Annotated in this window: 3 protein-coding genes; all 3 read right to left on the minus strand. The window is 34.6% G+C overall.

All coding sequences use genetic code 11. The annotated features are described in order from the left end of the window. Nucleotides 1-205 precede the first annotated feature (205 nt). The 3 genes from ACLIBH_RS14275 to ACLIBH_RS14285 all read right to left on the minus strand — a co-directional run bounded on the left by ACLIBH_RS14275 (nt 206) and on the right by ACLIBH_RS14285 (nt 1,715). Nucleotides 206-1,018 (minus strand): peptidoglycan recognition protein family protein, encoded by an 813-nt coding sequence (locus tag ACLIBH_RS14275; protein WP_439317386.1) that lies wholly within the window; start codon nt 1,016-1,018, stop codon nt 206-208. Further along, on the minus strand, nt 1,011-1,412 hold the full coding sequence (locus ACLIBH_RS14280) for a phage holin family protein (RefSeq protein WP_439317387.1): 402 nt from the start codon (nt 1,410-1,412) through the stop codon (nt 1,011-1,013). Before ACLIBH_RS14280 ends, ACLIBH_RS14275 begins: the two co-directional genes overlap by 8 nt. 168 nt (nt 1,413-1,580) lie before the next feature. Beyond that, a complete protein-coding gene (locus ACLIBH_RS14285; RefSeq protein ID WP_439317388.1) occupies nt 1,581-1,715 on the minus strand; it encodes a CD1375 family protein in 135 nt (44 codons plus the stop codon). Nucleotides 1,716-1,875: the final 160 nt, after the last annotated feature.

A 1,875-nucleotide genomic window follows, 5' to 3' on the forward strand; every position in this document is an offset into this window, starting at 1 on the left:
ATATTTTTCTTAAATAGTATAATTTTTTTTTTTATGTAAATAACTTCATAACACTTTTAAAGATTTTTTCTATTTTTTTATAATTGTATTCTTAAACCTAACCAAACCATACATAAAATTTTACCAAACATAAATAATAATAAAGACCATTTCCCTATGGTCCACCAACCTTGTAAAGAGCCCAAGATAGGGCTCCTTTTTATTTTTATAACCTTCCACGATTCAATCGTCGCTGCAACTCTTTAATGACCAATGAAACAGGCTCACTTATAATACCATCGATTGGGGTACCTAATCTACGCTGTAATGCACTAATGGTAATTGGACCTAAATATCCATCGACTTTTACACCTAACCAGCGTTGTAATGCTTTAATAACTAAACTCGGTTTACTAATCACACCGTCAACAATTGTACCAAAGTAGCGTTGTAAAGCCGAGATAGTTAATTTACCGAGTTTACCATCCACTTTTAAATTTGCTTTTGGCTTGTTAACTGTTTTCGATGCTGTTTGTTTTTTAGGTGGCGTGAATGTTTTAGTGCTTCCAATCCCTATTATAAAATCATTCCATCGATGCAATAATAATCGCGGACAATTTTTACCAGACCAATGTTTGTGAGTAACTACATTTGATAATGGTATATTATGTTCTTGCATTAACTGTTTAATCAACGCTTGTGCATTTTTTATAGCTTTTTCAAAGTATCCATCTTTGTTCTCGCATATTTCAATTCCGATTGATTGGCGGTTACCTTTACCATTTGAACCATCGCCTGCATGCCAACCGTTTTCATTTGTTGGTAAATGCTGATAAATACCTTGATCGTCCACTGTATAATGCCAACCGACTGAGCGACCACTTGCGCCATTTAATAAGTAACGTGAGTGCATCTCAGCATTTGCACCTTTAGAAGTATTAGCTGTATTATGAACTGTGATATATTTCGGAATCATAGTGTATCCGGGACGTTGTTTTTTTTGAGACTTTGGGATAAATTCTTTTGTTATTTTAACCATTCTTACCCTCTCCTTTTTGGTTTAATGTTTCAACCGTTCTTTTTAAAACATCCGGAACTGGTAAATTTGTCTTGCCAACTGTTTCTAAAATACTTAATAGTTCATTCGCTAGATAAAAAAAGATGACCGCATCCCTTATGAATGTGCCATCTCCCATAATCGTGTCTATTGAGTAAGCTACAGCAACTAGTGCAAATATAATCACTTTTTTAGCAATACCTCGAAAGCCAATCTTACTGTTTAATTTTCCGTATGACGCTGCAACTAGAACCCCTAGTGCATAATCTACCGCAATGAATAATACGAGCACCTGCAACAATAGCGACCAACCCCCAAATAAAAATGAGGCAGTCGCCCCGAATAGTCCAACTATAATCTTAATTATATTTTCCAAAATATTAAACCCTCCTATTATTATTTAAATTAAAACCCTACAAATTACACCCTCCTTTAGTACCTAGCAAAATTCGACAAATCGTATATAATTATATTTAGCCATCATGGCCCCCTTTAATTGATGGTTGGGGCTACGTGCCCCTTTTTTTGACATAAAAAATAACGCTTATTCAGCGTTTATTAAATCCTCTCTATCATCAGCAATTAAAATTTTATCTACATCTTCTTTTAGAGTATCCGGCACATCTGCATAAGCCCATTTTCCTCGAATAATATAAGTTGCAAATAACATAGCCAACATTTACTTGCCTCCATTCAATATTGTTTGTGATAGTTCTAAGACAGCCATAGCAAGCATGTCATTGTCTTGTTTCAATTTCTCCATGTCGCTTAACTTTTGATTTACCGTTTCTTCTTCTCGCTGTTGTAATTCTGATGCAGTTAATCCTTCTATCCATTCA

Source organism: Virgibacillus sp. W0430, from assembly GCF_051846935.1.
GTDB lineage: Bacteria > Bacillota > Bacilli > Bacillales > Amphibacillaceae > JBPYCR01.